Origin of the sequence: Nocardia sp. NPDC057227 (genome assembly GCF_042669725.1) — a bacterium.
GTDB classification, from domain to species: domain Bacteria; phylum Actinomycetota; class Actinomycetes; order Mycobacteriales; family Mycobacteriaceae; genus Nocardia; species Nocardia asteroides_A.
Window position 1 is genome coordinate 144,174 of record NZ_JBHUXA010000003.1, and the last position, 26,320, is coordinate 170,493.

29 protein-coding genes are annotated in these 26,320 nt (G+C 72.4%); 4 read left to right on the plus strand and 25 right to left on the minus strand.

Annotated features, from left to right (window positions below):
- The 5 genes from ACFUJ1_RS06545 to rpsB form a co-directional block, all read right to left on the minus strand.
- Window positions 1-963, minus strand: a complete 963-nt coding sequence (locus ACFUJ1_RS06545; RefSeq protein ID WP_378643284.1) for a phosphatidate cytidylyltransferase — start codon at window positions 961-963, stop codon at window positions 1-3.
- 51 nt (window positions 964-1,014) lie between these two features.
- Complete coding sequence (gene frr, locus ACFUJ1_RS06550; protein ID WP_378643286.1) at window positions 1,015-1,572, minus strand: ribosome recycling factor; 558 nt, start codon at window positions 1,570-1,572, stop codon at window positions 1,015-1,017.
- 64 nt (window positions 1,573-1,636) lie between these two features.
- On the minus strand, window positions 1,637-2,365 hold the full coding sequence (gene pyrH, locus ACFUJ1_RS06555) for a UMP kinase (RefSeq protein WP_378643288.1): 729 nt from the start codon (window positions 2,363-2,365) through the stop codon (window positions 1,637-1,639).
- Window positions 2,366-2,560: 195 nt separating this feature from the next.
- Window positions 2,561-3,388, minus strand: coding sequence for a translation elongation factor Ts (gene tsf / locus ACFUJ1_RS06560; protein WP_378643290.1), 828 nt, complete (start codon window positions 3,386-3,388; stop codon window positions 2,561-2,563).
- Between the two features lie 105 nt (window positions 3,389-3,493).
- Window positions 3,494-4,381, minus strand: a complete 888-nt coding sequence (rpsB, locus tag ACFUJ1_RS06565) for a 30S ribosomal protein S2 (protein ID WP_378643292.1) — start codon at window positions 4,379-4,381, stop codon at window positions 3,494-3,496.
- Window positions 4,382-4,745: 364 nt separating this feature from the next.
- Between rpsB and ACFUJ1_RS06570 the strand changes: the two genes are divergently transcribed.
- Window positions 4,746-5,363: a M23 family metallopeptidase gene (locus tag ACFUJ1_RS06570; RefSeq protein ID WP_378643294.1), complete on the plus strand. Its 618-nt coding sequence runs from the start codon at window positions 4,746-4,748 to the stop codon at window positions 5,361-5,363.
- 39 nt (window positions 5,364-5,402) lie between these two features.
- A complete protein-coding gene (locus tag ACFUJ1_RS06575; RefSeq protein ID WP_378643296.1) occupies window positions 5,403-5,921 on the plus strand; it encodes a DUF1990 family protein in 519 nt (172 codons plus the stop codon).
- Between the two features lie 92 nt (window positions 5,922-6,013).
- On the opposite strand, the gene ACFUJ1_RS06580 is transcribed toward ACFUJ1_RS06575, so the two are convergent.
- The 14 genes from ACFUJ1_RS06580 to ACFUJ1_RS06645 form a co-directional block, all read right to left on the minus strand.
- A complete protein-coding gene (locus tag ACFUJ1_RS06580) occupies window positions 6,014-6,340 on the minus strand; it encodes a DUF202 domain-containing protein (protein ID WP_378643298.1) in 327 nt (108 codons plus the stop codon).
- Window positions 6,337-6,687 carry a YidH family protein gene (locus ACFUJ1_RS06585; protein WP_378643300.1) on the minus strand — a complete coding sequence of 117 codons (351 nt, stop codon included), beginning with the start codon at window positions 6,685-6,687 and terminating at the stop codon, window positions 6,337-6,339. The genes ACFUJ1_RS06580 and ACFUJ1_RS06585 overlap by 4 nt, the downstream gene beginning before the upstream one ends.
- A gap of 92 nt (window positions 6,688-6,779) precedes the next feature.
- Window positions 6,780-7,703 (minus strand): tyrosine recombinase XerC, encoded by a 924-nt coding sequence (locus ACFUJ1_RS06590; RefSeq protein WP_378643301.1) that lies wholly within the window; start codon window positions 7,701-7,703, stop codon window positions 6,780-6,782.
- Between the two features lie 339 nt (window positions 7,704-8,042).
- Window positions 8,043-8,999 (minus strand): DNA-processing protein DprA, encoded by a 957-nt coding sequence (gene dprA / locus ACFUJ1_RS06595; protein ID WP_378643303.1) that lies wholly within the window; start codon window positions 8,997-8,999, stop codon window positions 8,043-8,045.
- On the minus strand, window positions 8,996-10,504 hold the full coding sequence (locus ACFUJ1_RS06600; RefSeq protein ID WP_378643305.1) for a YifB family Mg chelatase-like AAA ATPase: 1,509 nt from the start codon (window positions 10,502-10,504) through the stop codon (window positions 8,996-8,998). Before ACFUJ1_RS06600 ends, dprA begins: the two co-directional genes overlap by 4 nt.
- Complete coding sequence (locus ACFUJ1_RS06605) at window positions 10,504-10,878, minus strand: YraN family protein (protein ID WP_378643766.1); 375 nt, start codon at window positions 10,876-10,878, stop codon at window positions 10,504-10,506. The genes ACFUJ1_RS06600 and ACFUJ1_RS06605 overlap by 1 nt, the downstream gene beginning before the upstream one ends.
- Before the next feature lie 166 nt (window positions 10,879-11,044).
- Window positions 11,045-11,350 carry a DUF2469 domain-containing protein gene (locus ACFUJ1_RS06610; RefSeq protein ID WP_011210678.1) on the minus strand — a complete coding sequence of 102 codons (306 nt, stop codon included), beginning with the start codon at window positions 11,348-11,350 and terminating at the stop codon, window positions 11,045-11,047.
- A gap of 46 nt (window positions 11,351-11,396) precedes the next feature.
- On the minus strand, window positions 11,397-12,131 hold the full coding sequence (locus tag ACFUJ1_RS06615; RefSeq protein WP_378643307.1) for a ribonuclease HII: 735 nt from the start codon (window positions 12,129-12,131) through the stop codon (window positions 11,397-11,399).
- A gap of 40 nt (window positions 12,132-12,171) precedes the next feature.
- The gene (gene lepB / locus ACFUJ1_RS06620) at window positions 12,172-12,951 is read right to left on the minus strand and encodes a signal peptidase I (protein WP_378643309.1); all 780 of its coding nucleotides are present in this window, start codon (window positions 12,949-12,951) and stop codon (window positions 12,172-12,174) included.
- A 127-nt stretch (window positions 12,952-13,078) separates the two neighbouring features.
- Window positions 13,079-13,420 (minus strand): 50S ribosomal protein L19, encoded by a 342-nt coding sequence (rplS, locus tag ACFUJ1_RS06625; protein ID WP_378643311.1) that lies wholly within the window; start codon window positions 13,418-13,420, stop codon window positions 13,079-13,081.
- Between the two features lie 159 nt (window positions 13,421-13,579).
- On the minus strand, window positions 13,580-14,446 hold the full coding sequence (locus ACFUJ1_RS06630; RefSeq protein ID WP_378643768.1) for a hypothetical protein: 867 nt from the start codon (window positions 14,444-14,446) through the stop codon (window positions 13,580-13,582).
- Window positions 14,447-14,465: 19 nt separating this feature from the next.
- Entirely contained in the window at window positions 14,466-16,850 is a 2,385-nt protein-coding gene (locus ACFUJ1_RS06635; RefSeq protein ID WP_378643314.1) for a Tex family protein, read from the minus strand.
- Window positions 16,851-16,887: 37 nt separating this feature from the next.
- Window positions 16,888-18,513, minus strand: a complete 1,626-nt coding sequence (locus tag ACFUJ1_RS06640) for an AMP-binding protein (RefSeq protein WP_378643317.1) — start codon at window positions 18,511-18,513, stop codon at window positions 16,888-16,890.
- The gene (locus ACFUJ1_RS06645; protein ID WP_378643320.1) at window positions 18,510-20,156 is read right to left on the minus strand and encodes an AMP-binding protein; all 1,647 of its coding nucleotides are present in this window, start codon (window positions 20,154-20,156) and stop codon (window positions 18,510-18,512) included. Before ACFUJ1_RS06645 ends, ACFUJ1_RS06640 begins: the two co-directional genes overlap by 4 nt.
- 98 nt (window positions 20,157-20,254) lie before the next feature.
- On the opposite strand from ACFUJ1_RS06645, the gene ACFUJ1_RS06650 reads away from it, so the two are divergent.
- On the plus strand, window positions 20,255-21,115 hold the full coding sequence (locus ACFUJ1_RS06650; protein ID WP_378643321.1) for a LuxR C-terminal-related transcriptional regulator: 861 nt from the start codon (window positions 20,255-20,257) through the stop codon (window positions 21,113-21,115).
- Window positions 21,116-21,175: 60 nt separating this feature from the next.
- Window positions 21,176-22,333 carry a PQQ-binding-like beta-propeller repeat protein gene (locus ACFUJ1_RS06655; RefSeq protein ID WP_378643323.1) on the plus strand — a complete coding sequence of 386 codons (1,158 nt, stop codon included), beginning with the start codon at window positions 21,176-21,178 and terminating at the stop codon, window positions 22,331-22,333.
- Between the two features lie 150 nt (window positions 22,334-22,483).
- On the opposite strand, the gene trmD is transcribed toward ACFUJ1_RS06655, so the two are convergent.
- The 6 genes from trmD to ACFUJ1_RS06685 all read right to left on the minus strand — a co-directional run bounded on the left by trmD (window position 22,484) and on the right by ACFUJ1_RS06685 (window position 26,317).
- Window positions 22,484-23,188 carry a tRNA (guanosine(37)-N1)-methyltransferase TrmD gene (gene trmD, locus ACFUJ1_RS06660; protein ID WP_378643326.1) on the minus strand — a complete coding sequence of 235 codons (705 nt, stop codon included), beginning with the start codon at window positions 23,186-23,188 and terminating at the stop codon, window positions 22,484-22,486.
- Between the two features lie 7 nt (window positions 23,189-23,195).
- Window positions 23,196-23,720 carry a ribosome maturation factor RimM gene (gene rimM, locus ACFUJ1_RS06665; RefSeq protein ID WP_378643328.1) on the minus strand — a complete coding sequence of 175 codons (525 nt, stop codon included), beginning with the start codon at window positions 23,718-23,720 and terminating at the stop codon, window positions 23,196-23,198.
- Window positions 23,721-23,963, minus strand: coding sequence for an RNA-binding protein (locus ACFUJ1_RS06670; protein ID WP_233019760.1), 243 nt, complete (start codon window positions 23,961-23,963; stop codon window positions 23,721-23,723).
- Entirely contained in the window at window positions 23,963-24,394 is a 432-nt protein-coding gene (gene rpsP, locus ACFUJ1_RS06675; protein ID WP_378643331.1) for a 30S ribosomal protein S16, read from the minus strand. Before rpsP ends, ACFUJ1_RS06670 begins: the two co-directional genes overlap by 1 nt.
- 212 nt (window positions 24,395-24,606) lie before the next feature.
- The gene (locus ACFUJ1_RS06680) at window positions 24,607-25,164 is read right to left on the minus strand and encodes a dihydrofolate reductase family protein (RefSeq protein ID WP_378643334.1); all 558 of its coding nucleotides are present in this window, start codon (window positions 25,162-25,164) and stop codon (window positions 24,607-24,609) included.
- 58 nt (window positions 25,165-25,222) lie between these two features.
- Entirely contained in the window at window positions 25,223-26,317 is a 1,095-nt protein-coding gene (locus tag ACFUJ1_RS06685) for an amidohydrolase family protein (protein ID WP_378643337.1), read from the minus strand.
- Window positions 26,318-26,320: the final 3 nt, after the last annotated feature.

The following is a 26,320-nucleotide window of genomic DNA, read 5'->3' on the forward strand; positions in this document are numbered from 1 at the left end:
CTACAGCAGCGCGGAGAGCACCAGCCAGGCGACGAACGCCGACGGCAGCATGGAGTCCAGCCGGTCCATGATGCCGCCGTGCCCGGGCAGCAGCGTGCCCATGTCCTTGATCCCGAGTTCCCGCTTGATCTGCGATTCGATCAGGTCGCCGATGGTGGCGACGGTGACCAGCCCGACGCCGAGCACGACGCCGATCATGGAGTTGGCCTCCAGCAGCAGCGTCACCGTGAGCAGGCCGCCGATCACCGAGAAGAGCAGCGAGCCGCCGAACCCCTCCCAGGACTTCTTCGGGCTGATCGACGGCACCATCGGGTGCCGCCCGAACAGCACGCCCGCGACGTAGCCGCCGACATCCGAGCACACCACCAGGATCATGAAGGTGAGCACCCGCAGGTTGCCGTCCGGCTCCAGCAGCAGCAGCACCGAGAACGAGGCGAGCAGCGGGATCCAGGAGAGCGTGAAGACGGTGATCGCCGTGTCCCGCAGGAAGTTTCGCGGGGCGACGCTCAGGCCGTGATCGAACAGCCGCCACACCATGCAGACCAGCACCGTGCCGGCGAAGGCGCCCGCGACCCCGTTCGCGCCGAACGGCCAGCCGAGCCAGAACACCGCCTGCCCGCCCACGATGAGCGGGACGCGCGGCACCAGGACGTCGGCCTCGCGCAGCCGCTTCGCCACCTCCCAGGTCGCGATGCCGATCGCGGTGCCCGCGACCAGGATGAAGACCTTCGGGACGAAGAGCAGAATGGCGATCAGCGAGAGCCCGAGCCCGAGCCCGACGCCGAGCGCCGCCGGTAGGTTCCGGCCCGCCCGCGAGCTGCGCGCCGCCGCCGGAGCGGGCTCCGGCGGCGCGGCAGCCGGGGTCGGCGCGAAGACCGCCCCGGCAGGCGGAGGTTCTGTGCCCGGCGGCGTCGGCTCCTCGGCCGCAGCGGCTTTCTCGACCACGATCGTCCCGTCGCTCAACTCATCGTTCCCGTTCGTTCCCCGACCCCGTGGCGGACCCGCGATCGGATCTCAGACCTCGAGCAGTTCGGCTTCCTTGTGCTTGACCAGATCATCGACCTGGGCCACGTACCTGGCGGTGGCCTTGTCCAGTTCCTTCTCGGCCCGGCCCACCTCGTCCTCGCCCGCCTCGCCATCCTTCTGGATGCGGCCGAGTTCGTCCATCGCCTTGCGCCGGACATTGCGGATGGCGACCTTCGCGTCCTCCCCCTTGCCCCTGGCCTGCTTCGCCAGCTCGCGGCGGCGCTCCTCGGTCAGCTGCGGGATGGAGATGCGGATGATGTCCCCGTTGTTGGTGGGGTTGACACCGAGATCGGAGTTGCGGATGGCGGTCTCGATCGGACCCATCTGACCCTTCTCGTAGGGCTTGATCACGACCATGCGCGGCTCCGGCACCGTGATGCTCGACATCTGGGTGATCGGCGTCAGGCTGCCGTAGTAGTCGACGACGATCCGGTTGAACATGCCGGGGTTGGCACGCCCGGTGCGGATGCTGCCGAGATCGTCCTTCGCCACCGAGACGGCCTTCTCCATCTTCTCCTCGGCGTCGAAGAGCGCTTCTTCAATCACGACCGTTTCCTCCACAGCATCGTCATTCCGGTTCCGCGGGCGAGTGCCGCGCGGGGTCGCGGTCTCAGGACCTGACCAATGTGCCGATCTTCTCACCGGCAACGGCCCGGGCGATATTGCCCTCGATCAGAAGATTGAACACCAGCATCGGCATCTGGTTGTCCATACACAGGCTGAAGGCCGTCGCGTCGGCGACCTTGAGCCCGCGCTCGATGACTTCCCGGTGCGTGATCTCGGTGTACAGCACGGCGTCGGCATCCAGCCGCGGATCGGCGCTGAAGACCCCGTCCACCGCCTTCGCCATGAGCACCACGTCGGCGCCGATCTCCAGCGCGCGCTGCGCCGCCGTCGTGTCGGTGGAGAAGTACGGCATGCCCATCCCGGCGCCGAAGATCACCACCCGGCCCTTCTCCAGGTGCCGCTTGGCGCGCAGCGGCAGGTAGGGCTCGGCGACCTGCCCCATGGTGATCGCGGTCTGCACCCGGGTGTCCACCCCCTGCTTCTGCAGGAAGTCCTGCAGCGCAAGGCTGTTCATCACGGTGCCGAGCATGCCCATGTAGTCCGAGCGGGCGCGCTCCATGCCGCGCTCCTCGAGCTCGGCGCCGCGGAAGAAGTTGCCGCCGCCGATCACCACGGCGACCTGCACGCCGGTGGCGACGACCTCCGCGATCTGCTCCGCGACGGTCAGCACCACGTCCGGGTCGAGCCCGACCCGGCCGCCGCCGAACATCTCGCCGCCCAATTTGAGCAGCACCCGGTCGTAGCCTCGGCGAGCGATCCCGGGGTCCGTCATCGGTGCTGATCTCCTTTGGAGCTGGTTCCGGCGGGCCGGAACGTACTGGCTGCGGGCGCTCCGGGCGCGCCGACGTACCCGCTCGAGCGGGGAGGGCGACACACGGATGCCCCTATCCTGCCTCATGCCCCGCGCGGGACGCCGAAGGCCCCCCGGTGAACACCGGGGGGCCTTCGGGTGCCTGGTGCGGCGGGGTCAGTTGGCGCCGACCTCGAACCGGGCGAACCGGGTCACGGTGACGCCGGCGTCGTCCAGCAGCGCCTTGACGGTCTTCTTCGAATCGGTGACGGAGGCCTGCTCGAGCAGCACCACGTCCTTGAAGAAGCCGTTCACGCGGCCCTCGGTGATCTTGGGCAGCGCCGCCTCCGGCTTGCCCTCCTCGCGCGCGGTCTGCTCGGCGATGCGGCGCTCGTTCTCCACCAGATCGGCCGGGACCTCGTCGCGGGTCACGTACTTGGCCTTGAGCGCGGCCACCTGCATGGCGGCGGCGCGCGCGGCCTCGGCGGCGGTGTCGCCCTCGCCCTTGTACTCGATCAGCACGCCGACGGCGGGCGGCAGATCCGAGGCCCGCTTGTGCAGGTAGGTGGCGACCGGGCCGTCCAGCGCGACGACCCGGCGCAGCTCCAGCTTCTCGCCGATCTTGGCGGCGAGCGCCTGCAGCGCACTGTCGGCGGTCTCGCCGTCGCCCAGGTCCACCGCCTTCAGCGCCTCCAGGTCGGCGGGCTTGGCCGCGGCGGCCGCGGAGACGATCTTGTCGGCCAGCGCCTGGAACTCGGCGTTCTTCGCGACGAAGTCGGTCTCCGAGTTGATCTCGATCAGGACGCCGCCCTTGGCGGCGACCAGGCCCTCGGCGGTGGTGCGCTCGGCACGCTTGCCCACGTCCTTGGCGCCCTTGATCCGGAGCAGCTCGACGGCCTTGTCGAAATCGCCCTCGGTCTCGACCAGGGCGTTCTTGCAGTCCATCATTCCGGAGCCGGTGAGCTCGCGGAGCCGCTTCACGTCGGCAGCGGTGTAGTTCGCCATCGGTGGCGAGCCTCCTTCGAGAAAGGGTGTGAATACCGGTCAGCGGTGGTCACGGTGGCAGTGCGCCGTGACCACCGCTGGAACAGCAGGTAACGAACCGGTCGATCAGGCCTCGGCGGGAGCCTCGGCCGGAGTCTCGACCGGTGCCTCGGCGGGGGCCTCCGCCACGGCCTCGGCCGGAGCGGCCTCCGCCGGAGCAGCCTCCGCCTCGGCGGCGGGGGCGGCCTGCGCGAGCAGCTCCTGCTCCCACTCGGCCAGCGGCTCGCCCGCGCCCGCCTCGGGCTTGTCGTCACTCGCGGAGCCACCGGCCCGCGCCTGCACACCCTCCGCGACCGCGGAGGCGACGACCTTGGTCAGCAGCGCGGCGGAGCGGATCGCGTCGTCGTTGCCCGGGATCGGGTAATCGACCAGGTCGGGATCGCAGTTGGTATCCAGGATCGCGATGACCGGGATGTTCAGCTTGCGCGCCTCGCCGACGGCGATGTGCTCCTTGTTGGTGTCGACGACCCAGATGGCCGACGGCACCTTCGCCATGTCGCGGATACCACCGAGGGTCCGGTCCAGCTTGTTCATCTCACGCGTGAGCATGAGGATTTCCTTCTTGGTGCGACCCTCGAAGCCACCGGTCTGCTCCATCGCCTCGAGCTCCTTGAGGCGCTGCAGACGCTTGTGCACGGTGGAGAAGTTGGTCAGCATGCCGCCGAGCCAGCGCTGGTTCACGTAGGGCATGCCCACGCGGGTGGCCTCGGCCGCGATCGATTCCTGCGCCTGCTTCTTGGTACCGACGAAGAGCACGGTGCCGCCGTGGGCGACCGTCTCCTTGACGAACTCGTACGCCTTGTCGATGTAGGTCAGCGTCTGCTGCAGGTCGATGATGTAGATGCCGTTGCGGTCGGTGAAGATGAACCGCTTCATCTTCGGATTCCAGCGCCGGGTCTGGTGTCCGAAGTGTGCGCCGCTGTCGAGCAGCTGCTTCATGGTTACGACAGCCATAGCCCTCGTATCTCACTTTCGTTGCCGGTTGCCGCAACGGGTCGGTGACCCGCTGCCCTGGCGTCATCGAATCGCCGGCCCGCCGGTGAGGGCGGGACCAGCCGACGATTCCCCGTCTTCGACGGACACCGATCGAGGCGAGCGATCAACCTGCGAAGAGGAAGCTCTGTTCGAACAGCGCCGAGGCGACGGGCACGATGGCGCGCGAAGTCGGTCGGTGCGATGCACGGACCGCTCGGCCAGTCTACGTCGGGGAACGTCCGGGAAGAAATCGCCCCCGGTGGTTTATCCCCAGGTAGCGGGTTGTCCACAGTCGCGCGGTGGGGTCTCGCGGGGGTCGGGCGGTTTCGGCAGGCTCGGTTCCATGCCTTCCTCCACCGCCCGAACCCTGCTGTTCTCCGTGGTCGTAGCCCTCGCGGCAGCACCCGTCGCCGGTGCCGCGCCGCCCGGCACATCTCCACCCACCGCACCTGCCGGTGCCGTTCCGAGCGCTGCCGCGCGTGCCGATGCCGCTGCCGCCGGGAGGCCGGGCACGCTCACCACCGAGCCACGCTTCGACTGGCCACTACGGCCGCGGCCCGTGGTCCTGCGCCGTTTCGACAACCCGGCGCACGACTGGCTGCCCGGTCACCGCGGCGTCGACCTCGGCGGGGTGCCGGGCGGCCCGGTGCTTGCCCCCGGCGACGGCATCGTGGTCTTCGCTGGCACCGTGGCGGGCAAACCGGTGGTCTCGCTCCGGCACGAAGGTGGCCTCCGCACCACCTACGAGCCGGTCGAGGCCGACGTCGCCGCCGGCGCCAGGATCACCCGCGGCTCCCCCATCGGCACCCTCACCACCGGCCACGAGGGCTGCCCAGTTCCCGTCTGCCTGCACTGGGGCGCCCGCCGCGACCCGACGATCCGCAACCGGCCGCAGTACGTCGACCCACTCGGACTCCTCCGCCTCGCCCCCCTGCGGCTGAAACCCCTGGTAGCGCCGTGAACCCTTCCCGCACCCGCGGCGGGCGGGCATGATCGCCCCATGCCCGACTCTCCCTTCACCTACCCCGATGTCGGCGCCACCCGTGGCCCGCTCCCCGCCGGCTACGACCACCTCGAGGTGCGCCGCGCCATCGCCAAGGGCGAGGACGAGTTCCGCCGCCTCGGCGACGCCGTGCTCGCCTACCGCATGCAGCGCGGCCTCGGCATCTTCCGCAGCGCCGACACCCCCGCCGCGCAGCCGGGCAGCCTCGTCATCGTCCGCCTCGGCGTCGGCCCCCTCGGCATCCCCGCCCCCTGCCGCGTCGTCTACGTCCTCGACGAGGGCGACCGCCGCGGCTTCGCCTACGGCACCCTCCCCGGCCACCCGGAATCCGGCGAAGAACTCTTCGCCGTCGAATACGACCGCCCCACCGACACCGTCTACGGCATCGTCACCGCCTTCTCCCGCCCCGCCGCCTGGTACACCCGCCTCGCCGGCCCCGTCGGCCGCCTCGCCCAGCGCACCGCGGCCGCGGCCTACCTGGCGACGCTTCGGCGCACCCCGGTCGGGTGGAAGTAGGGCCGCAGCCACTAACCCTCGCCGCGCACGCCGTGCGCTCCGCCCGACCGAGGTGCCGCAGAGCCACACCGCCGGGAAACAGCGCAGCCGGACTATCGAGCCGGAGCGATCAGTGTGATCAGCACAGCCAGGCAGCCGACCACGGCGACCACACCGGTCGCGAGCGCGATCGATCGAGCGGCCCCGCCGAACCGGCCGCGCCGGAGGTCTCGACCCCGGCGGAATCCGGCGACCGCCAGTACGCCCATGGCGACCGCCGCCGCGCAGGGCACGACCGCCGCCGGCGCCCAGCCCCGGTGCAGGGCCGCATTCGCGAGCAGGAGCGCGAGGGCGGCCGCGCCGATCGCTGTTCGCCGCCACGCCAGTACCGTGCGCTCGATCGCCAGCCCGGTATCGCCCTCGCCCGCGGCGTCGTTCATTCGACCAGCACCGCGATGGCGGCGATGAGGGAGATGAAGGCGATGCCGAACGCCAGGATCGGCACCATCACCGTCTCCGGCAGTGCCCGGCCTGCGTGCATCGCCCGCGTGACCCGGCGCCAGCGCAGCAGCGCGCCCACTGCCAGCACGACGGCGAGCGCGACGCAACTGACCGCGATCGCTCGCCGGAATCCGGTCACCAGGAACGGCTGGACCAGGGTGTGCACGGCGACGCCGCCCGCGAGTAGGCCGAGCGAAGTGCGGATCCAGGCCAGGAACGTGCGCTCGTTGGCGAGGGTGAACCGGTAGTCGACTCCCGGTCCCGGCTCGTTCTCGACCTCGTCCACCGCACTCCCTTCATCGCCCGGACGCCCGGACGCCCGGACGCCCGGACGCCCGGACGCTATCGCGCAATCTTGCCGCGGTGCGTGGAACGCGCTCATGCCCGCGGATGCGCCTGATCGTGCACCTTGCGCAGCCGCTCGATCGACACGTGGGTGTAGAGCTGCGTGGTCGCCAGGCTGGTGTGGCCGAGCAACTCCTGCACCACCCGCAGATCCGCGCCTCCTTCGAGCAGATGGGTCGCGGCGGAGTGTCGCAGTCCGTGCGGTGCGACGTCCGGTGCGCCGGGGATGGCGGAGACCACCTCGTGCACAACGGTCCGAGCCTGCCGCTGGTCCAGCCGCTTTCCGCGCCGCCCCAGCAGCAGTGCCCGCCCGGAGGACGGGACCGCGAGGGCGGGGCGCCCGAAGCGCAGCCAGTCGTCCAGCGCGGCGTCGGCGGGCTTGCCGAAGGGGGCGGACCGCTCCTTGTTCCCCTTGCCGAGCACACGGAGCACGCGGCGTTCGCGGTCGAGGTCGTCGATGTCGAGCCCGCACAGTTCGCCGACCCGGATGCCGGTGGCGTAGAGCAGCTCCACGATCAGCCGATCGCGCAGCGCCATCGGATCGCGTTGCGCCGCCCCCGATTCGGCGGCGTCCATCGCGGCGGCGGCGTGCTCGGTGTTCAGCACCGCGGGCAGGGTGCGCGGCCGCTTCGGGGAGGCGAGCCGCAGTCCCGGGTCGGCGGTGAGCCGTCCCGTGGCTGTGAGCCACGCGGTGAACGTCCGGGCCGATGATGCTCGGCGCGCCATCGTGGTTCGCGCGACCCCCGACGACGACTGCTCCGCGAGCCAGGATCTGAGCAGCGCCAGATCCAGCTCCCGCACGGCGGAATCCGCGGCCCGAGCCACCAGGTGCGCGAGCAGCGACCGCGCGTCCCCCACGTACGCCCGCACGGTGTGCGCGGAGCGATTGCGCCCCAGCGAAAGGTGCCGCTCGTACTCGGCCAACAGCGCGCACAGATCGTCGGGCAGAGCCTCCATCCCCCTACCGTGGCGTGTCACTCGCGCGTCCGCAAGAACCCGCGCCGCCCAGCCGCACGACCCCCACTACTCGCGGGCGCACGGCGGGAATGGGCGCCGGCGTGCCGCGCGTGTGGCGCGTGCGTGCGGCGCGGGCGTGCGGCGCAGGCGTGCCGCGCGTGCGGGGGGCGCAGGCGTGCCGCGCGTGCGGGGGGCGCAGGCGTGCCGCGCGTGCGGGTGGCGCAGGCGGGTGGCGCCGAAGACCACACTGTCCCCGCCGCGCAACCGCCACTGCTCGCGGGTGCGCGGCGGGGAGCGGGTGCGGTGTCCCGCGGACCCCCCGACGAGACTGCGGGCCACTCAGTTGCGCTGCGTTCGGCGCCGGCCGGAGCCCTGCGACCCGACATCGTCGAGGCGCAGGGGGCCGGCTTCGCTCATCACCTCCTCCACATCGGTGACGAGGACGGCTTCCCCTTCGCGGATCATGCGGTGACAGCCGACCGAGAGGGCCGAGGTGATCGGCCCGGGGACGGCGAGGGTCGGCCTGCCGAGGCGGCGACCCCACTTCACCGTGTTGCGGGCACCGCTGCGGACTCCCGCCTCGGTGACGAGGACGGCGTCGGCGAGACCGGCGATCAGGCGGTTGCGGGCGAGGAAGTGGTGGCGGTGGGCGGTGATGCCCGGCGGGTATTCGCTGACGACCAGCCCGGTCTCCGCGATCTCGGCGAGCAGGCGGTCGTGCTGCAGCGGGTAGGGACGGTCGATGCCGCAGCCGAGGACGGCGACGGTGGTGCCGCCGACGGCGAGCGCGGCGCGGTGCGCGATCGCGTCGATGCCGTAGGCCGCGCCGGAGACGACGGTCCAGCCGCGCGCCGCGAGATCGCCGGCCAGCTCGCTGGTGGCGTGCGCGCCGTAGCCGCTGGCGCAGCGGGTGCCGACCACGGCGACGGCCCGCTCGGTGCACGCGGTCAGCGACGCCGCGCCGCGCACCCACAGCGCGAGCGGCGCCGAGCCGTCGGGGTCGTCGACCAGCCGGGTGAGTCCGAGCATGCGCCAGGCGGGCCATTCGGGGTCGTCGGGCGTCACCACGCGACCGCCGAGCCGGACGATCGCGGCGAGGTCGTCAGCGACCCGGTCGGTAGCCCGGCGGGCCTCGGTCGGGCCGCGCAGCGCGTCGGGCAGGTCGCGTTCCCGCACGGCCCGCGCCGCCTCGATGACGCCGACGGCGTCGATGAGCGCGGCGAGCGGGGCGCACGGGCCGAGGACGACCCGGGAGAGGTAGACCCAGGCGAGCATCCGCTCCTCGGGGGTACTCACGCCGTGCCCCACTGCCGGAAGCGCAGCGCGGCGAGGACGTCGTGCTCGGTGGGCCTGTCGCTGCGGCGCAGATCGCACAGCGTCCACGCGACCCGGAGCGCGCGGTCGGCGCCGCGCGCCGAGACCCGGCCCACTCGCATCGCCCGCTGCACCGGGGCCAGCGTCTCGGCGGGCAGCGCCGAACGGCGGCGCAGCACGTGGCCGGGCACCTCGGCGTTGGTCGACCACCCGTCGGCGCGCCAGCGCGCGGCCGCGCGCTCGCGGGCCTCGACGACCCGTGCCCTGACCTCCGCGCTGGACTCCGCGGGCCCGGCGCCGAAGGGGGCGCTCTGCTCGCCGTTCATCCGGACCCAGAGGTCGATGCGGTCGATCAGCGGGCCGGAGAGTTTGCCGAGGTAGCGCCTGCGCGCGGCGGGCGTGCACCGGCAGTCGACATCCCGCGCCGGGGCGCACGGGCACGGGTTGGCGGCGAGGACCAGCTGGAACCGGGCGGGGTAGCGCGCGACGCCGTCGCGCCGGGCCACCCTGATCTCGCCCTCCTCGAGCGGGAGCCGCAGCGACTCCAGCACCCGTCCGCTGACCTCGGCGCACTCGTCGAGGAAGAGCACCCCGCGATGTGCCCGCGAGACCGCGCCGGGGCGCGCCATGCCGGAGCCGCCGCCGATCATGGCGGTCACGGAGGTCGAGTGGTGCGGTGCGACGAACGGCGGGGTGGTGAGCAGCGGCCGATCGCCGGCGAGGTCGCCCGCCAGCGAGTGGATGGCGGTGACCTCGAGCGCCTCGGAGTCGGTGAGCGGGGGCAGCAGGCTCGGGAGGCGCTGGGCCAGCATGGTCTTGCCGATGCCGGGCGGCCCGGTGAGCAGCAGGTGGTGCCCGCCCGCCGCGGCCACCTCGAGGGCGTGCCTCGCCTCCTGCTGGCCGGTCACCTCGCCCAGATCGCCGCCGGCGAACACCTGGCCGGGGCGGGTGCCGTCGGGTTCGGCGAGCACGCCGTCGCCGCGCAGCCAGGCGAGCAGGGTGCGCAGGTCGGGGGCGCCGAGGACCTCGATGCCGTCGACGAGCCCGGCTTCGCCGAGGGCGGGCTGGGGCACCACCACCGTCGGTACCCCGGCCATCCGGGCCGCGAGCACGGCGGGCAGGATGCCGCGCACGGGGCGCACCCGGCCGTCCAGGGCGAGCTCGCCGAGCAGCACGGTTTTCGCGAGCCGGTCGCCGGGGATGCTGCCGCCCGCGTGCAGCACCGCGATGGCGAGCGCCAAGTCGTAGACGCTGCCGAGCTTGGGCAGGGTGGCCGGGGAGAGCGCCAGGATGACGCGGCCGTCCGGCCACTTCTCGCCGGAGTTGACGACCGCGGCGCGGATGCGGTCGCGGGATTCCTGCAGCGCCGCGTCGGGCAGCCCGACCAGGTGCACCGAGGGCAGCCCCTGGCCGATATCGGCCTCCACCTCGACCAGCTGCCCGTCGACCCCGGCGACGGCGACGGAGTGCGCGCGTCCGAGTGCCATCAGAACACCGACTGCAGGTGGTCGACGACGGGCTGGTGGCCGCGCTGCAGCAGCACCGAAACCACGTCGAAGCGGAGCCGCCGCCACGGCCGCTCCTGCTCGGCCAGCCAGAGCAGGGCCAGCCGCCGGATGCGCTGCCGCTTGGCGAAGGTGACCGCCTCGGCGGGGACGCCGAAGCCGAGCCCGGTGCGGGTCTTCACCTCGACGAAGGCGGTGAGCTCCGGCGTGCGGACGATGAGGTCGAGCTCGCCGTAGCGGCAGCGCCAGTTGCGGGCGACGATCTCCATGCCCGCGGTTTCCAGGTAGCGGGCGGCGAGTTCCTCGCCGTACGCGCCGAGGGTGCGGCGATCCGCGCCGTTGGCCGGGCGCGGCACCGCGGCCGCGATGGCCGCGAGCGAGTGCGGGGAGAGCGGACTGTCACCTGCCAGAGTTTCGTTGGTCACGCCGGCAAGCCTGACGTGACCGCCGCCCCTTCCCGCCGCGCCGACCTGGGGAAACAGATTCCCTGTGGATCAGCGCGCCCCTGTGGACAACCGCGCGCTACTCGGGCAGCCGCAGGTCGGGTTTCTCCAGCTCCTCGATGTTCACGTCCTTGAACGTGATCACGCGGACGTGTTTGACGAAGCGCGCGGGACGGTACATGTCCCAGACCCAGGCGTCGCTCATCCGCACCTCGAAGTACACCTCGCCATCGGCGTTCTGCGGCCGTAGCTCGACCGAATTGGCCAGGTAGAAGCGCCGCTCCGTCTCCACCACGTACGAGAACTGACCGACGATGTCCTTGTACTCGCGGTACAGCGAGAGCTCCATCTCGGTTTCGTACTTCTCGAGGTCCTCGGCACTCATCGGGTGGGACGTCCTCCTTCTCGCCGCAGTGCGTCGTCGGGGGTAATCATCGCGCATGCGCGGGCGCGGCAGCCATCCGGAGGCCCTCCGCGGCCACCGGGGGCGGCGCTTCGCCGAGTTCGCGCACGTTCTTCCAGCTCCGCCGGTGTTCGCTGCACGGCCCGAGGCGCCGTAGCGCCTCGAGGTGCTCGGGGGTGTTGTAGCCCTTGTGCGCGGCGAAGCCGTAGCCGGGGAAGCGGCCGTCCAGCCCGGTCATGATCCGATCGCGGGTGACCTTGGCCAGGATGCTGGCGGCGGCGATGCAGGCGGCGGCCGCGTCGCCGCCGATCACCGGCAGCGAGGGCACCGTGATGCCAGGCACCCGGAACCCGTCGGTGAGCACGTACCCCGGGGTGTGCGCCAGCCCGGCGACGGCCCGGCGCATGCCCTCGATATTGGCGACGTGGATGCCGATGGCGTCCACCTCCCAGGCGGGCACGGTGACCACCGTCCAGCTCAGCGCGAGCCGGGTGATCACCGGGTACAGCTCGTCGCGGGCGGCCTCGGTGAGCTTCTTGGAGTCGTCGAGGCCGGCCAGCCGGTCGTAGGCCTTCGGCGGGAGCAGGCAGGCGGCGACCACGAGCGGGCCCGCGCAGGGGCCGCGTCCCGCCTCGTCGACGCCGGCCACCGGGCCGAGGCCGCTGCGGATCAGCGCGGCCTCCAGCGTGCGCAGCCCGCCTGCCGGACGCATGACGACGCGCGGCGGCCACTTCCCGGATCGGATCACTGAACTCTGCACCATGTCGATTATGCTGCGGCCACCGACATTTCGGCCGGCCGGCTCACTCCGCCTGCGGATCCTCCGCGCGCACCGGCCCCATCCGGCCGGGCGGCCAGATCTTGAAGACGGTCTTGCCGCGCACATTGTCGACCGGCACCGTGCCCTGCAGCTCGTCGCCGACGTGCGCGCGCGAATCCGCCGACTCGTTGCGGTTGTCGCCCATCACCCACAGGTGCCCCTCCGGCACGGTGACCGGCCCGAACACCCGGCCGGCCGGGTAGACGGCGTTGGCCTGGCCCTGGCGCCACGGGAAGTCGTCCTTGACGTACGGCTCGGCCAGCGGCTTGCCGTCCACGGTGACCCTGCCCTGCGCGTCGCAGCACTGCACGGTCTGGCCGCCGACCGCGATCACCCGCTTCACCAGGTCGTTCTCGTCCGGCGGGACCAGCCCGAACCAGGAGAAGAAGTTCTGCACGCCGCGCACAACCGCGTTGTCCGAGCGGATCGACCGGTAGCTGGTGTTCCAGCTCGGCGGGCCGACGAAGACGACGACGTCGCCCGGCTCCGGATCGGAGGTGAAGTAGCTGATCTTCTGCACGTAGATGCGGTCGCCGATGGCCAGCGTTGGATCCATCGACTGCGACGGGATGACGTACGGGCGCCCCACGAAGGAGACCATGAGCGCGGCGATCACGGCCGCGATGACGATCAGGACCGGCAGCTCCTGCCAGAACGGCCGCTGCTTGCGCTGCTGTTGCTTGCGCCGCGACGCCCGGCCACCCGCCCCCGACCTGCCCTCGCCCGCTCCGGACACGCCCACCGACCCGCTTTCGTCTGCCACGCCGAACAGAGTAGCCGTCGCCCGCGAGCCGGCCGCACACACTTCGGCCCGGCACCGCGAACGAATCGGGTGCCGGGCCGAAGGAGATTTCAGCGCGGAGCGCGCGAGCGCGCCCCGGCGGGGAAGCTCAGCGCTTCTCCTTGATCTTGGCGGCCTTGCCGCGCAGGTCGCGCAGGTAGTACAGCTTGGCCCGGCGGACATCGCCGCGGGTGACCACGTCGAGGTGGTCGATGTTGGGGCTGTGCACCGGGAAGGTGCGCTCCACGCCGACACCGAACGACACCTTGCGCACGGTGAAGGTCTCCCGGATGCCGCCGCCCTGACGGCGGATCACGACGCCCTTGAAGACCTGGATGCGCTCCTTGGAGCCCTCGATGACCTTCACGTGCACGTTCAGCGTATCGCCCGGGCGGAAGGCCGGGACGTCGCTGCGCAGCGACTTCTCGTCGACGAAGTCAAGGGTGTTCATTTTCGTCCTTAACGGTTCATGGTGGAACAGAGGACCCTGGCGGCACTGGCGTGCTCGGCCGGTTCGTGCTCGGTACAAGGGATGCCGGAGCCGGGAAACGGCCCGGGGCAACCCGAACAGTGTGCCAGACGAGCTGGTCCGCGCTGAAATCGGGGCCGATCAGCTCTTCCCCGCGGGCTCGCTCGGCTGGAGGTGCCGGTGCTGCGCGGCGGGCGCGGGCACCACCTTGCGGGCCAGCTCCTCCTCGGCCGCGGTGCGCACGTGGTCGACGTCGGGCTTCCCGGCCACCAGGTCCTGCACGAAGATCTTGGCCCGGATGACCGGGCGCCGGTAGCGCCGCTCGCGCACGACGGCGCGGGCCATCAGCCTGCGCCGCCGGTCCGCGTAGCGCCAGCGCGCCCACGGCGCGCCCGGCCTGCTCAGCCGCAGCGCCCCGACCACGAGCAGCGGCAGGAAGAACATGCCGAAGAGCCCGGTCCAGATCTTGCCCTTGGCGATCACGATCGCCGCGAGCACCAGGTTCACCAGCGCGAAGACCGCGACGACCACCCGGACGGCGATGCCGGGATCGGCGCGGAAGTCGTTGATCTCCAGCAGCCACAGCGGGTGGAAGCCGAGCAGCAGCAGCCCGGTGACGGCGATCGCGACGAACACCGCGTCCACCGAGGTGCGCCCCTGCTTCTCCCAGTACACGTCGCGCAGGTAGAAGATCAGCGCGAACTCGTCCAGCACCAGCGCCGCGCCCACCCCGAAGGCGGCGGCGAGCAGGGCCGCGGTGGAGCGGCTCGAGGTCTCGGTGGTGGCCACCATGCCGATCCCGGAGGCCAGCACCAGCACCACGCCGAACACCATGTGGTGGATGTGGGTGTCGCCCGCCCTGATGTTCCCCGGCCACCAGCGCACCTTGGCCCGGATCATCCGGACGCTGACCCGGATGATCACGAACCCGACGATGAAGCCGAGCAGGAAGCACAGCAGCGGCAACCGGCCCTGCGCGATCACGTCCTGGTCGAGCCACCGCCGCAACACCGCGCTCCCTCTCGGTCTACTTGCCGAGCCCCGCTCGGCGCAGGGCGTCGGCCATGGCGCCGTTCGCCGGAGCGGGGCGGCGCTGCTGCTGCTGGCCGCCCTGTTTGCCCTGGCCGCGCCCGTCGCCCTGCGGCTTTCCCTGTCCATTCTGCCTGGGTTTGCCGCCGCCGCCCCGGTTGCGATCGCGCTGACCGCCGCGCTCCTCGCGCCCGGCCGGTTTGCCCGGCTCGTCGTCCAGCCGGAGCGAGAGCCCGATGCGCTGCCTGGCCACGTCGACCTCGAGCACCTTGACCTTCACCACATCGCCGGACTTCACCACGCTGCGCGGATCGTCGACGAAGCTGCGCGACATGGCCGAGACGTGCACCAGGCCGTCCTGATGCACCCCGACGTCGACGAAGGCGCCGAAAGCGGCGACATTGGTGACCACGCCCTCCAGCACCATGCCCGGTTCCAGGTCGGCGACCTTCTCCACGCCGGCGGCGAACTCGGCGGTCTTGAACTCCGGGCGCGGGTCGCGGCCCGGCTTCTCCAGCTCGGCGATGATGTCGGTGACCGTCGGGACGCCGAAGCGCTCGTCGGTGAAGTCGACCGGCTTCAGCGCGCGCAGCACGGCCGGGTTGCCGATGACCTCGGCGATGCCGCTGCCGGTCGAGTCCAGGATGCGGCGGACCACCGGGTACGCCTCCGGGTGCACAGCGGAGGTGTCGAGCGGGTCGGCGCCGCCGCGGATGCGGAGGAAGCCCGCGCACTGCTCGAACGCCTTCGGGCCGAGCCGGGGCACCTCCTTGAGCGCGGTGCGGCTGTGGAACGGGCCGTTCTGGTCGCGGTGCGCGACGATGCTCTCGGCGACCGTTCCGCTGATGCCGGAGACCCGGGCGAGCAGCGGCACCGACGCGGTGTTCACGTCGACGCCGACCGCGTTCACCGCGTCCTCGACCACGACGCCGAGCGAGCGGGCCAGCAGCGTCTCGGAGATGTCGTGCTGGTACTGCCCGACCCCGATCGACTTCGGATCGATCTTCACCAGCTCGGCCAGCGGATCCTGCAGCCTGCGCGCGATGGAGACGGCCCCGCGCAGCGAGACGTCCATGTCCGGCAGCTCCTGCGAGGCGTAGGCCGAGGCGGAGTAGACCGAGGCGCCCGCCTCGGAGACCACGATCTTGGTCGGCTTGTTCTCCGGGATCCGGGAGATCAGCTCGACGGCGAGCGCGTCGGTCTCGCGGGAGGCCGTGCCGTTGCCGATCGCGATCAGCTCGACACCGAACCGGGCGACCAGCGCGGCCAGCACGGCCAGCGACTTCTCGGTCTGCCCCTGCGGCTTGTGCGGGTAGACGACCTCGGTGGCGACGGCCTTGCCGGTCGCGTCGACCACGGCCACCTTGACCCCGGTGCGGTACCCCGGATCCAGCCCCATGGTGGTGCGGGTGCCCGCGGGGGCGGCGAGCAGCAGGTCGCGCAGGTTGGCGGCGAAGATGTCGACCGCGTCCTTCTCGGCGGCCTGCCGCAGCCGCATCCTGGTGTCGATGCCGAGGCTCACCTGGAGTTTGGTGCGCCAGGCCCAGCGCACGGTGTCGAGCAGCCAGCCGTCGGCGGCGCGGCCGCGGTCGGCGATATCGAAGCGGGTGGCGATCCGGCCCTCGTAGACGGTGCGCTCGCCGGGCTGCGGCTCCTCGGTATCCGGCTCCAGCTTCAGCGCGAGGATCTCCTCCTTCTCGCCGCGGAGCAGCGCGAGAATGCGGTGCGACGGCAGCGATTCGAAGGCCTCGGCGAACTCGAAGTAGTCGGCGAACTTGGCGCCCGCCTCCTCTTTGCCCGGGCGAACGGCCGCGCTGACCCGGCCGCGCTTCCACATGAGCTCGCGCAGCTCGCCGACCAGGTCGGCATCCTCGGCGAAGCGCTCGACCAGGATGGCGCGGGCGCCGTCCAGCTGCTCGGCGGTGTAGCCGGCCGGGTCGGTGGCCGGATCGCCGATCAGGGCGTCGGCGACCGGCTCGTGCCCGGCCTCGCGCGCGATCTGCGCCTTGGTGCGCCGCTTCGGCTTGTACGGGAGGTAGATGTCCTCCAGCCTGGCCTTGGTGTCGGCGAGGAGCAGCTGCCGGTGCAGCTCGTCGTCGAGTTTGCCCTGGCCACGAATGGATTCCACGACGGCGGCGCGGCGCTCGTCCAGCTCACGCAGGTAGTGCAGCCGCTCCTCCAGCGTGCGCAGCTGCGCGTCGTCCAGCCCCTCGGTGACCTCCTTGCGGTACCTGGCGACGAAGGGGACGGTGGCGCCGCCGTCGAGCAGCTCGACGGTGGCGCGCACCTGACTCTCCCGGACGCCGAGTTCCTCGGCGATTCGGCGGTCGACGCTGGGCACACCGGTGCTGGGCGGAGCGGAACTCTCGGGCACTGTCGTCACGAGGCGCCACCCTACCGGCGACCACCGACGCCGCGGGTCAGGCGTCCTTGCGGCCGAGCAGTTCCCCTGCCAGCTCCCGCATTTCGGCCTTGCGGACCTTCCCGGTGACGGTCATCGGGAACTCCTCGACCAGGTGCACGTAGCGCGGGATCTTGTAGTGCGCCAGCTTGCCGGTGCAGAACTCGCGCAACCGCGCGGCGTCCAGCGGGGCCGCGCCGGGGCGCAGCCGGAGCCACGCCATCAGCTCCTCGCCGTAGGTGGCGTCCGGCACCCCGATCACCTGCGCGTCCAGCACGTCCGGGTGCGCGTAGAGGAACTCCTCGATCTCGCGCGGGTAGATGTTCTCGCCGCCGCGGATCACCATGTCCTTGATCCGGCCGGTCACCGCGAGGTAGCCGGCGCCGTCCATGACGGCGATGTCGCCGGTGTGCATCCAGCGCGCGGCGTCGACGGCCGCCGCGGTCTTGGCCGGTTCGCCCCAGTACCCGAGCATCACCGAGTAGCCGCGGGTGCAGAGCTCGCCGGGCTCACCGCGCGGCAGCGTCCGCCCGGTCGCCGGGTCGACGATCTTGACCTCCAGGTGCGGCCCGACCCGGCCGACGGTCTCGGTGCGCCGCTCCAGGCTGTCGTCGCGGCGGGTCTGGGTGGAGACCGGCGAGGTCTCGGTCATGCCGTAGCAGATGGCGACCTCCGCCATGTTCATCCGGTCGATGACCCGCTTCATCACCTCGACCGGGCAGGGCGAGCCCGCCATGATGCCGGTGCGCAGCGTGGCCAGGTCGTGCTCGGCGCCGGCGTCGAGCACGGCGAGCATGGCGATGAACATGGTCGGCACGCCGTAGAGCGAGGTGCAGCGCTCGGCGGCGACCGCGGCCAGGCTCGCCTCCGGGTCGAAGGCGGGCGCCGGGATGACGACGGCGGCGCCGTGCGTCGTGCTCGCCAGATTGCCCATCACCATGCCGAAGCAGTGGTAGAAGGGCACCGGGACGCAGATCCGGTCGTGCTCGGTGTAGCCGCACAGCTCACCGACGAACCAGCCGTTGTTCAGGATGTTGTGGTGGCTGAGCGTGGCGCCCTTGGGGAATCCCGTCGTCCCCGAGGTGTACTGGATATTGATCGGGTCGTCGGCGGAGAGCTCCGCGGCGACGGCGGCGAGCCGGGCGGCGTCCGCTTCGGTGGCAGCCAGCGCTTCCCACTCCGGCGAGCCAAGGACCAGCACCGATTCCAGTTCCGGGACCGCGGCGCGCACCTCGCCGACCATCGCGACGTAGTCCGAGGTCTTGAAGGACTCGGCGGTGACCAGCGTCCGCACCCCGGCCTGGCGGAGCACGAACTCCAGCTCGGAGGTGCGGTAGGCCGGGTTGATGGTGACCAGGATCGCGCCGATCTTCGCGGTGGCGTACTGCACAAGGAACCACTCCGCGCAGTTCGGCGCCCAGATCCCGACCCGGTCGCCGGTGCGGACGCCGTGCTCGAGCAGCCCGGTGCCGATGGCGTCGACCGCCGCGACCAGTTCCCGGTAGCTCCAGCGGCGACCGGTGGGGCGGTCGACCAGGGCTTCGCGCTCCGGGTGCGCGGCGGCGACGCGATCGAGGTTGCCGCCGACGGTGTCGCCGAGCAGCGGGGTGTCGGCGCGGCCGCTGTCGTAGGCGGGGGCGCTCACCGGGCGCCGCCCCGGCGGAGCAGGTAGCGCTGCACCTTGCCGCTGGGGGTCTTGGGCAGCGTGTCCACGAAGTGCACCCGGCGCGGGTAGGCGTGCGCGGCGAACTTCTGCTTCACCAGCTGCCGCAGCTCGGCGGCGAGCTCGTCGTCGCCGGTCGCCTCCCTGCCAAGTACGACGAAGGCCTCCAGCACCTCGCCGCGCAGCTCGTCCGGCATCCCGACCACCGCGGCCTCGGCGACCCCCGGATGCAGCAGCAGCACGCTCTCCACCTCGAACGGGCCGATCCGGTAGCCGGCCATGATGATCACATCGTCGTCCCTGGCCGAGAAGCGGAAGAAACCGTCGGCGTCCTGCGAGCCCACGTCGCCGGTGAGGTACCAGCGGCCGTCGGCGGTGAAGCGCTGCGCGGTGCGCTCGGGGGCGTCCAGGTAGCCGGTGAACCAGAGCAGCGGGCTGTTCCCGGTATCGATGGCGACCCGGCCGAGCTCGCCGGTCGGCGCCTCGGCGTCGGCGTCGTCGGCGAGCACCGCGCAGTGCCAGCCGGGCAGCTGCCTGCCCATCGAGCCGGGCGGGACGGTCGCGTCCAGCGCCTCGTGCCAGGCGTTGCCGATGACCATGCCGTGCTCGGTCTGGCCGTAGTGGTCGCGGACCTGGACGCCGAGCGCCGCGGCCGACCACTCCACCACCTCAGGGGTGAGCGGCTCGCCCGCCGACGAGGCGCGGCGCAGCGTGCCGCCCTCCGGCGCGGGCTCGGCGCGCAGCGCCCGGTAGACGGTGGGCGCGGCGGCGAAATTGGTGACACCGAAGCGCTCCAGCACCTGCCAGGTGAGCGCGGGCGAGAACGGCGCGTGCAGCAGCAGGGTGCGGATCCCGGACGCCAGCGGGGCCAGGATCGCGTAGTACAGCCCGTACGCCCAGCCCGGGTCGGCGCCGTTCCAGAAGACGTCGTCCGGCCGGACGTCGAGCGCGAACTCCTGGTACGCGTGGAACGAGGCCAGTGCGCGCAGCGGGATCGGCACGCCCTTCGGGGTCCCGGTGGTGCCGCTGGTGAAGAGCTGGACCAGCGCGCCGTCGCCGCCGACGGTCACCGCGGCGGCCAGCGGGTCGGCGGCCGAGTGCCCGGCGAGCAGCTCCTCGAAGCGCAGCGCGCCCGGTTGCTCGCCACCCGCGACGATCACCCCCCACGGCGCGACGGCCGGGATGTCGTCGCCGGGGAGCAGCTTCGCGGCCTGGTCGGCGTCGGCGATGACCCAGCAGGCATCGGCGGCCGTGAGCCGGAAGGCGATGGCGGGCGGGGCGAAGGCGGTGAACAGCGGCACGTGCACCGCCCCGCGCCGCCAGATGCCGAGCAGCGCCACCACCAGGTCGGCCGACTTCGCCATGAGCGTGGCCACCCGGTCGCCGGGGCCGACGCCCAGCTCGCCGAGCGCGGCGGCGAACCGCTCGGAGCGCTCGCGCAGTTCGCCGTAGGTGAGGTCGGTGTGGCTCAGGTCGGACTCGACCACGGTAACCGCGACCCGGTCGGCCGGGTGCCGGTCGCAGAGCAGCACCGCCGCGGTGGCGGCCGGGCTGTCGTAGGTCTCCAGCAGCGTGCGTACCCGCTGGTCCGGGTCGCTGTCGAGCACCGTCGTCTCGGTCGCCATGTGGTCCTCCCTCGTGCGGCTCCGGCCCAGCACCGGAGTCCGCCTAGAATGTGGGACACGTCACGTTCCGCACTACCCCCGAAAAGGGGTGACCCGACATGAGCCCCGATCGCGTGCCCGGCGAGCACCTGCTCCGCCCGCGCGACGGCGACGCACTGCGCGCGGCACTGCGGCTGGTGGCGCGGGAAGCCGGGGTGCCGGTGGCGTTCGGCGGCGAGATCGCACGGGACGCGCTGCTGCTCTCCGAGTTCGTCGGCACCACCACGAACGCGCTGCGCGGGCTCACGGTGCTGCGCAGGTCCGGCCTCGGCGGGCAGGTGATGGCGAGCGGCTCCCCCGCCTCGGTGGCCGACTACCGCAGCGCCTCGTCCATCACGCACGACTACGACCGGCCGGTGCTCGGCGAGGGCATCCGCTCGGTGCTCGCGGTGCCGGTGCTGGTCGACCGGCAATCCCGCGCGGTGCTGTATGCCGCGAACCGCGGCGGCTCCCCGCTCGGCGGCCGCACCGCCGAGCTGCTGATCGGCGCGGCCGGGCAGCTGGCCCGCGAGATCACCGTGCGCGACGAGGTGGACCGGCGGCTGCGGCTGCTCCGGCTCGCCGAACCGGCGCCCGCGGGCGCGGAGAGCGAGGAGCTGCGCGACATCCACGCCGAGCTCAGGGAGATCGCGGCCACCGTTCCCGACCCCGCGCTGCGCGCCCGTCTCGACACCGTCGGCGGCCGGATCACCCGTGTGCTCGCGGGGGCGCCCGCCGCCGATGCGCCCCGGCTCTCCCGCCGCGAGCTCGACGTGCTCGCGCAGGTCGCGCTCGGCTGCACCAACCAGGAGGTGGCGGCGCGGCTCTCGCTCGGCCCGGAGACGGTGAAGAGCTACCTGCGCAGCGCCATGAGCAGGCTCGACGCGCACACCAGGGTCGAGGCGGTTGCCAGGGCCAGACGGGCTCGGCTGCTGCCGTAGGACCCTGTCGGTGCCCCGTGCAAAGATCGTCGCCGACAACTACTTCGGGGGGAGTTCGGCATGGGGTGGAATCGAGCGGTACGGGCGCTGGCGGCGTTCGGGCTGGTCCTGGTGTTGGCGGCGTGCGGGGGGCCGGCGGCGTCCCGGCCGCCGGGCGCGCTGGAGCTGTCCGGGATCCACCCGGTCGAGCTCGGCGCCTTCGATGACGCGGGGGTGACCGAGTCCGGCATCTACACCGTGCGCGGCGACACGATTCTCGGCTGGAGCCCGGACGGCGAGCAGCGGTGGGCGATTCAGCGAGCCGGGAGTGCGCCGGATCCGCGGCGCACCACACCGGTGCTGTTCCACGACGTGCTGCTGGTGCGCTGGCAGGACTCCCCCGGCTACGTGGCCTACTCCGCCGAGACCGGCGCGGAGCTGTGGAGCACCGCCGCCGACGGGTGGTGGGAGAGCGGCGTCGAGGACGGCAGCGTCGTGCTCCGCGATCCGGCGACGAACCGGCCGCGCTGGACCGCCGATCCGGCGCAGTGGGGCTGCGCGGCGCCGTTCACCGAGGACAACCTCTCCGTCCTGCTGACGCGGGAGGTCGCGCTGCTGCGCTGCCCCACCCGCTTCGCCCCGGACGGTGCCGACCTCGACCTCGCCGTGGCCGCGTTCGACCGCCTGACCGGGGCCGAGCTGTGGCACCGGACGCTCACCGGCACCGATACCTTCGTGGTCGATTCGGCCGACATGACCGTGAAGTCCGGCGGCGAGCGGGTGTTCCTCGCCCTGCGCAGCGGCGACGAGCTCGGCCGTCAGCCGGTCGGCGAGCAGTCCCGCTACCGCTTCGCCCGTCCCGGCGGCACCGCGCTGATCATGGACAGCACCACCCTGGCGAAGAACACCGAGATGCGGTTCGTCGAGCCGGACGGCGGGGTGCGCTGGACGGCGCCGCTCGCCGCCGACGAGGAGATCCTGCTGAGCGTCGGGTCGCCGGACGGCGTGCTGCTGGCGACGCTGCGGCCGCGCAGCGGCGGGCGCGACGACGGGTCACTGCTCGCCTATGACGTAGGCACCGGCGAGCGCACCCACGTCGCGGGGGCGAAGCCGACATCGCGCGGCGAGGAACCGCTGCTCACCATGCCGGTCGCGCAGACCGCGCGGCTACAGCCCGCGCCGTGGGGCGTGCTCGTTCCCGGCGCGGACGGCCGGGCCGCGGTGATTCCGTCCGGCTGAACGGGCGTGCCGAGTCGGGGTGGTTCCGTCCGGCTGAACGGGCGAGCCGAGTCGGGGTGGTTCCGTCCGGCAGAGCGGTCAGGCCGAATTGGAGTGATCCCGTCCCCCAGCGGTCAGGCCGGGTTGGAGTGATCCCGTCCCGCAGAGCGGTCAGGCCGGGTCGGGAACGCCGTCGTCACCGGGCAGCAGGTCCGGGCGGCGGGCGCGGGTGCGCTCCAGCGCCTGCTCGTGCCGCCAGGCCGCGATCTTGGCGTGGTCGCCGGAGAGCAGGATCGGCGGCACTTCGAGATCGCGCCAGATCACCGGCCGGGTGTAGCTGGGGCCCTCGAGCAGTCCGTCGGAGAAGGAATCCTCACGGTGCGACTGCTGGTTGCCGAGCACGCCGGGCAGCAGCCGGACCACCGCCTCGACCATGACCAGGACGGCGGCCTCGCCGCCGATGAGCACGTAGTCCCCGATGCTCACCTCCTCGACCCGCACCCGGCGGGCGGCATCGTCGAAGACCCGCTGGTCGATGCCCTCGTACCGGCCGCAGGCGAACACCAGGTGCCGCTCGGCCGCCCAGCGCTCCGCGGTGGCCTGGGTGAACGGCACGCCCGCCGGGGTCGGCACCACCAGCAGCGCGTCGTCGGGGCAGACCTCGTCCAGCGCGACACCCCACACGGAGGGCTTCATGACCATGCCGGGACCGCCGCCGTACGGCGAGTCGTCCACCGACCGGTGCACATCGTGCGTCCAGTGCCGCAGGTCGTGCACATCGATGGCGATCAGCCCGCGGTCGATGGCCTTGCCGAGCAGCGCGGCGCGCAGCGGCTCCAGGTACTCCGGGAAGATCGTCAGCACATCCAGTTTCACGACGGCCTCATTCCGGATCGAGCAACCCCTCGGGCGGGTCGATCACCACGACACCTTCGGCCACCGAGACGGTCGGCACGATGGCGGTGACGAAGGGGATCAGCAGCTCCCTGCCGTCCTCGGCGCGCACCGAGAGCAGCTCGCCCGCGGCGGAGTGCAGCACCTCGGTGACGGTGCCGACGGCGGTGCCGTCGGTGAGCCGCACCGCGAGCCCCTCGAGTTCGTGGTCGTAGAACTCGTCCGGGTCATCGCCTGGCGGCAGATCGGCGCTGTCCACCAGGAACAGCGTGCCGCGCAGGGCGTCCGCCGCGTCGCGACCGTCCACCTCGCGCAGCCGCACGAGCAGCCGGCCCGAGTGTTCGCGGGCCGACTCCACGGTGAACTCCGTACCACCGGTGCGCGCCCGTGGCGGCCGTCCGAGCAGGACGGTGCCCGGCGCGAACCGGGAGTCCGGATCGTCGGTGCGGATCTCCACGACGAGTTCGCCGCGCACACCGTGCGACTTGGCGACCCGTCCGACGACGAGTTCCATCTAGGCGTCGGTGTCGACCACGTCGACCCGGATGCCGCGGCCGCCGATGCCGGCGACCAGGGTGCGCAGCGCGGTGGCGGTGCGGCCGCCGCGGCCGATGACCTTGCCCAGGTCGTCCGGGTGGACGTGCACCTCGACGGTGCGGCCGCGCCTGCCGGTGATCAGCTCGACCCGGACGTCGTCGGGATTGGCGACGATGCCGCGCACCAGGTGCTCGACGGCATCGGCGACAACGACGCTCATTACTCGGCGGCTTCGGTCGACTCGGCCGCAGCGTCGTCGGCCTTCTTGGCCTTCTTCTTCGGCGTGGTGGCCTCGCCGGAAGACTCGCCGTCGGCGGCGGCCAGCGCGGCGTTGAAGAGGTCGAGCTTGCTCGGCTTCGCGGCCTTGACCTTCAGGGTGCCCTCGGTGCCCGGCAGGCCCTTGAACTTCTGCCAGTCGCCGGTGATCTCCAGCAGCCGCTGCACCTGCTCGGTCGGCTGGGCGCCGACGCCGAGCCAGTACGCCACGCGCTCCGCGTCGATCTGGATCAGCGAGGGCTCTTCCTTCGGGTGGTACGTGCCGATCGACTCGATGGCCCGGCCGTCGCGGCGGGTGCGGGCGTCGGCGACGACCACGCGGTACTGCGGGTTGCGGATCTTGCCCAGGCGGGTGAGTCTGATGCGAACAGCCATGGCTGTGAATTCTGCCTTTCGGTGGTGGCCGCCGCGGGGGCGGCCGAATGGTCACTGCGCGATTCAGCGACCCCGCACGGTCTGCGGGTCCGGTTTCGCGCTCGAAGTGTGTGACCGCCGCGCGGTACGGAACCGGAGACGGGCTGACACGCGTCCAGAAGGACGGTGGATCATTGTGCCAGACGGGTGCGGCCCGCCCGAAATCGGCTCGGTCAGCCCCGCCGGTAGCGCAGCAGCACCACGCCGGAGCGGAAGGCCCGCGACTCGGCGAGCCGCAGCGGCGGCACCCCGGTGGCGTCCGCGAAGAGCCGGGCGCCGGTACCGACCACCACCGGATAGACGAAGAGCCGGTACTCGTCCACCAGGTCGGCGGCGATCAGCGCGTGGCAGAGCCGGATGCTGCCGGTGAGCACGATGTCGCGGCCCGGCCTGGCCTTGATCCCGGCGATCTCCTCGGTGAGCGGACCGCGCAGGATCTCCGAGTTCGTCCAGCCCGGCTCGGTGAGGGTCCGGGAGACCACGTATTTGGTGACGGTGTTCAGGTGTTCGGTGACGCCGGTGGTGTCGCCGGTCCGGGCGGGCCAGTAGCTCCGCATGTCCTCGAAGGTCTGCCTGCCGAAGAGCACCGCGTCCGAGGCGGCGGCCTGCTCCAGCAGCGCGGCGTTGAGGTCGGCGGTGGCCGCCGGGTCGGCATCTGCCCCGGAGAACCAGTCGGCGGCTTCGATCACTCCGTCGACGGTGATGTTCTGGGTCACGACGAGTTCGCGCACGGCTTTCCTTCCGATCGGTGGTGCTTCCACCGATAGCGACGAAGCGGCGGCGCGGAATTCAGCGGTGCGCGGTCACCGGGTCACGGCGCGGGTAGGGCCTGCCGCGCAGGACCACCGCGCGCGGTGCGGTCAGCGCAGCGGGGTCGGTGCGCGGGTCCCGGTCGTAGAGCACGAAGTCGGCGGGGGCGCCCTCCTCGAGCACCGGGCGGCCGAGCCAGCGGCGGGCGTCCCAGGAGGCGGCGCCGAGCGCGTCGTGCGCGGAGAGCCCGGCACCGGCGAGCGCGCCGATCTCGTCGGCGATCCGGCCGTGCCGGATCGAGCCGCCCGCGTCGGTGCCCGCGTAGATCGGCACCCCGGCCTCGTGTGCGCGGCCGACGGTGTCGCGCACCCGGCGGTGCAGGTCGCGCATGTGCGCGGCGTAGACCGGAAACCTGCCCGCGCCGTCGGCGATCCCGGGGAAGGTGTCGATATTGACCAGCGTGGGCACCAGCGCGGTGCCGTGCTCGACCATCAGCGCGACGGTGTCGTCGGTGAGGCCGGTGCCGTGCTCCAGGCAGTCGATCCCGGCGGTGATCAGCCCGGGCAGCGCGTCCTCGCCGAACACGTGCGCGGTGACCCTGGCGCCGTTGGCGTGCGCGGCGTCGATCGCCTCCCGCAGCACCGCGTCGCTCCACAGCGGGCGCAGATCGCCGACCGAGCGGTCGATCCAGTCGCCGACGATCTTCACCCAGCCGTCGCCGAACCTGGCCTGCTCGGCGACGATCTCCGGCAGGTCGCGCTCGTCGTCCAGCTCGATGCCGAGCTCGCGGATGTAGCGCTTGGGCCGGGCGATGTGCCTGCCCGCCCTGATGATCCGCGGCAGCTCCTCGTGCTCGTCGACGAACCGGGTGTCGATCGGCGAACCGGCGTCGCGCAGCAGCAGCGCTCCCGCCTCCCGCTCGGTGACGGCCTGCTCGATCGCGCCGTCCCGGTCCTCGTGGCCGCCGCCGTACCGGATGCCGACGTGGCAGTGCGCGTCCACCAGCCCCGGCACGATCCAGCCGTCGCGCGCGAAGGTCTCGGCACCGGGCACGGGCTCATAGGTGACCAGGCCCTCGTGCACCCAGATGTCGCGCACCTCGGCCTCGGGCAGCACCACGCCGCGCAGATGCACCGC